Genomic DNA, 4,223 nt, shown 5'->3' with positions numbered 1-4,223 from the left:
AAGTCATATCCGTGTACTCCACGGATGCAGGAACGAAGAAGGATGCGCCTGCATGGATACAGAAGTCAGGCCAGGAGCTGGTCGGAGTATTCGACAGAAACGGATACTACGAGATTGTGATGAAGAAAGTTAAATAAACATATAATTATTATTTATCCCAATTTTCCAGAGCCCACCTTTGTTCTACAGTCATAATAAATGCGTTTTATAGATGTGTGCCTTTTCAAAGTTTTGAATTTCTCCTTTAAAGAGAGGTTATGGGTTTGGAGGAAGCTGTAAATCTATCCTTCTGACAGGAGATACACTGACACCCCTCAATAGAATTATACCTAAGTAGGATCGTTGCGAACCGAATAAACGCCTGTGGTTATAGCGATATATGGCTTTTAGGTATGTCCGGAGAGGCAGAGGTCTCTTCGATGAAAGGAAGATCCGAAGCTTCAGCGGAGAAGTAGCTCACTAAGCTAATTTATGCATAATTTTAGCGCATCAGATTAATTTCATTGAAATACGTAAGTTCTTCAAAATACGAGGTGTAAACAATTCCTTTAGATACAAAAATATATGTAATAAAGCAATATATGAGTTGTAAATCTGAGTGATCGAAATGGATGAAAAAACTTGCAGTTCAAAGGCGATTCAGGTATGGCGCCTTTACGTTGACCTATGGAAACTATGGTATAAGAAGGCAGAACGTGATCTCAATGGCGTCAATCTATCGGTCACTGAATTCACAATCATGAGGCAGTTGTCCGAGAATGGCCCCCTTTCAATGGCTACCATAGCCAGCTCTATAAATGTAACGCCAGGATGGGTCACCGGGGTTATAGACAAGATGGAAGATAAGGGCCTTGTTGTCAGGAAGCGGGAGGAAGCAGACCGAAGAATAATTAAGATATCGTTGACAGATCACGGTAAAGAAGTGTATGAAGAGGCAAAGAAGAAACACTTCAGTTTCATAGAGAAATCATTATCAGGGTTAAATGATTCCGATCTGGATATGGCTTATAAAATACTCTCTAAAATGATAGCAAGTATAAACGCTTTGGAATAGAATAAAGAAGTATCTTTAAGCGAGAGTTTTCTTCTTTCATTGTAAGGAAATTCACATTCTGAGAAGTATTGTAAAAATTTTCGGTTAAATCTATAGAATACAAGGATCTTGTTTGAAGAACGTATGCTTCCTTTCGTTTTAGCTTAGAAACGCCTGCCAAAACAAGAGGTAATCGTATTTTTCCTCATTCTGAGGGGGTTTTCCATCATTCAGAGGTTGGATAGAATAGATGAAGGCACGAAAGGTTTAATTTAGTGCAATTATTACCCTTCTATTCACGTTAAGTGTATATGAGGGATTAGATGGCTGGTGAAAAAGCTCAGAAGAAAGGAAAAGAAAAGTGGAAGGAGAAGATATGGTATACTGTTGAGGCTCCATCCTATCTCGGTTCAAAGGAGGTAACAGTTGCTTTGGGCGAGGATGCAGACTCTATGATAAACAGGATCGTTGAGGTTCCCATATCTGATCTTACAGGCAATTTTAAGAAATCAAATGAAAAGGCCCTGTTCAGGATAACTGGGTGTGAAGGGACAAAATGTAAAACTATATTTATTGGGCATTACATCGGAGATGATTATATAAGAAGGCTAGTAAGACGGAGAAAGGAGAGAATAGACATTATAAAGGATGTTAAGACATCAGATGGAAGCGTCATAACTGTTAAGATCGTTGTTGTAAGCGATGGGAAGCTCACCAATAACAAGAAGTCTGAAATCAGGAAAGCCCTCACGGATTTTATAGTATCCAAGAGCTCACAGCTCAATTATGCAGATTTTGTTAGATATCTCATTGGCGATGATGTATACAACGATATGGTGGAGGTAACAAAGAACATATATCCACTGAGGAAAATAGAAATCAGGAAATCTGAGCTGGTTTCGCTCTCCGGCTCACAGGAGCAGCAGGGGAGCGAGCAGACCCAGGATGGAGAAGCGATAGCGCAAAGTTAGGTTTGATGCCGGGGTGGCTCAGCTGGAGGAGCGCCGGACTCATAAGTTAACTGAGAAATCCGGAGGTCTCGGGTTCGATCCCCGATCCCGGCATACTTCTGTAATCGAACGCTTTTTATAAAAAAGTTAGGAGTTTGAGGGAAGCAGTAAAACTCTCTCTTCGTACAGGAGATACACGGACTTCCTTCAATGGAAATATCTATAGATCGTCTTCCCATATTCTCTTGTGTCATCCATGAAAACCAAGTGGATGATCCGAGTAGGATCGATGAGATCCGAATAGACGCCTGTGGAGATCGCAACATAGGGCTTGTACGGAATATATCCATACAGGCAGATGTCGGTCGTTGAATCAGGAAGCTCCGATGCTTTAGCTTAGGAGTAGCTCACGAAAGCTATCTGCGAGCAAATCTCATCTAAGGATGTACTTATAAATATTTTCTATGTTATCGGAGATTTTAAGACTGATATAATATGCATTGATATTATTGCATGTTGAATTGAAATTAGAGAAAGATTATTAAATGAGAAAGCAATGAATATATACAAAAAATCAACAAACGCCTCGGAACTGGTGGCATTTAGTATAAATTCAAGAATAAAAAGAGTATAAAGAAAACAAGATGGATGTAAGTCCTTAGAATGTTCACCAGCGACCTGGCGAGGGGGAGCTCCGTGAGGGGCTGAGAGGATCCGAAAGGATCGACCCCTTGAACCTGATCCGGGTAATACCGGCGGAGGGATTCGTATGGTCAATAGGAAAAATGAAGAGAATAATGATGGGGGTTTTGGTCATAAGTATAGTGCTAGGGATCTTTTAATATCTGCATCTGCTGGCATGTTTATCTGGGGAATAATTGCTAGCGTTGCTCCGCTTGCAACTCAATGGCCCTTTATATCATCGCTTCCCAGATCCTATGAGGCTGTCTTTCTGGCTGCGCCATCGGTTTTCCTGCTTATAGGTGATTTGGTGCTGGGCAAGCTTTCCGATATCATAGGTCGGAAGGCGGTGTATGTATCCACAATAATACTCTATTTGATTGGTATATTCCTGATATATTTTGCATACTCGGTGATACCTCTCATTATTGGAATCGCATTAGCTGAAATAGGTGTTGGTGGTGAAGAAGTAACAACGCTTTCTTTGATATCGGAAGATATACCGATGAAGAATCGTGGGCGCTATCTTGTTTTGGTTCCGGATATGAACAACATAGGGAGCTTTGTAATCGCATTTCTCTTCCTGTACTATTACTCATCCAATATTCATACCCAGAAGATCTACTTCCTGGTGCTGGCTCTTGCGACCGTGGCTCTGGCCGTATACACGAGAACCAGGGTTCCAGAATCATTCAGGTGGCTCAGGGAAAAGGGCAGACAGCAGGATGCAGAGGAAATAAAGAGAGAAATGGGCATAGATCAAGACGGTATTTCCGTAAAGGAACCGAACTACGCTTTTTCAATAATTTTCCTTGGTATAATAGGTATCTCCCAGTACCTGACGTTTGGGCTCATGGCATATATAATAGGCCCATACTATTTTGCCGATAATCCCGGTTTTACGAGTGAGATAATAGTTTACGCCATGGCTGGTGCCTCAGTAGCTGGATTCATAGCCATGTTTCTAGTGAATATAGGCCGAAAGAGGTATTCAATGTTTTCCTATCTTGGTGGAACGATTACGATGGTTCTCATACTGATATTCATAGGAAAGATAGGAAATCCATCAGTATTCCTGCCGCTTCTGTTCTTGAATATGATGTTCTCTGAATTTGCATGGGCGTCACGGACAACACTTGAACCAGAGCTCTTTAGAACCAATCACAGATCTTATTCCATAGGATTGGTTCGTGTGTTTCCAATGCTTGCATACATAGCATCAATATACACAACATCATCCTTCAGCATATACCAGTACATACTTTTCAATTTGATTCTTTGGGGTGTAGGGTTTCTGGCAACCGTTATCTGGGCCATTTACGGGATAGAAACAGTCAACATAAGCATGGACCTTGGCAGATGAAAAATGCTTGAGCATCCATTAAATTGAAACATCTTAGAATAAAAATTGAGAAAGACCTTATAGCGTAACTTTATAGAAAGGTTAGGAGTTTGGGGGAAGCAGTAAAACTCTCTCTTCGGACAGGAGATACACGGACTTCCCCCAACCGAAAATCCTATTGATAAGTTTGCTATATTAATAATAGATGTTCAGAACT

The 4,223-nt window shown here is 40.8% G+C and carries 4 protein-coding genes, 1 tRNA gene and 1 riboswitch; all 5 genes read left to right on the top strand.

Annotation, left to right across the window (positions count from 1 at the left end; genetic code table 11):
• Positions 1 to 137: sulfurtransferase TusA family protein (locus tag DMB44_RS06955; protein ID WP_161952111.1), on the top strand; the 137-nt coding region annotated here is incomplete at its 5' end.
• A 470-nt stretch (positions 138 to 607) separates the two neighbouring features.
• Complete coding sequence (locus DMB44_RS06950; protein WP_237265347.1) at positions 608 to 1,054, top strand: MarR family winged helix-turn-helix transcriptional regulator; 447 nt, start codon at positions 608 to 610, stop codon at positions 1,052 to 1,054.
• 302 nt (positions 1,055 to 1,356) lie between these two features.
• Positions 1,357 to 2,004, top strand: a complete 648-nt coding sequence (locus tag DMB44_RS06945) for a 30S ribosomal protein S3ae (RefSeq protein WP_110642177.1) — start codon at positions 1,357 to 1,359, stop codon at positions 2,002 to 2,004.
• A gap of 7 nt (positions 2,005 to 2,011) precedes the next feature.
• Positions 2,012 to 2,097 (top strand) — tRNA-Met (locus DMB44_RS06940).
• Positions 2,098 to 2,658: 561 nt separating this feature from the next.
• Positions 2,659 to 2,765: riboswitch (TPP riboswitch) on the top strand.
• The gene (locus DMB44_RS06935) at positions 2,753 to 4,027 is read left to right on the top strand and encodes an MFS transporter (protein ID WP_110642175.1); all 1,275 of its coding nucleotides are present in this window, start codon (positions 2,753 to 2,755) and stop codon (positions 4,025 to 4,027) included. (Overlaps the previous riboswitch by 13 nt.)
• Positions 4,028 to 4,223 lie beyond the last annotated feature (196 nt).

Source organism: Thermoplasma sp. Kam2015, from assembly GCF_003205235.1.
In the GTDB taxonomy this organism is placed as follows: domain Archaea; phylum Thermoplasmatota; class Thermoplasmata; order Thermoplasmatales; family Thermoplasmataceae; genus Thermoplasma.
The sequence above is the reverse complement of the archived record's forward strand: the minus strand, read 5'-3'. Positions and strand labels throughout refer to the sequence as shown.

What these genes read in the sequence shown, in the direction of transcription:
- DMB44_RS06950 (WP_237265347.1), top strand. Translation starts at nt 608, where the DNA reads ATGGATGAAAAAACTTGCAGTTCAAAGGCGATTCAGGTATGGCGCCTT.
- DMB44_RS06935 (WP_110642175.1), top strand. Translation starts at nt 2,753, where the DNA reads ATGGTCAATAGGAAAAATGAAGAGAATAATGATGGGGGTTTTGGTCAT.
- DMB44_RS06945 (WP_110642177.1), top strand. Translation starts at nt 1,357, where the DNA reads ATGGCTGGTGAAAAAGCTCAGAAGAAAGGAAAAGAAAAGTGGAAGGAG.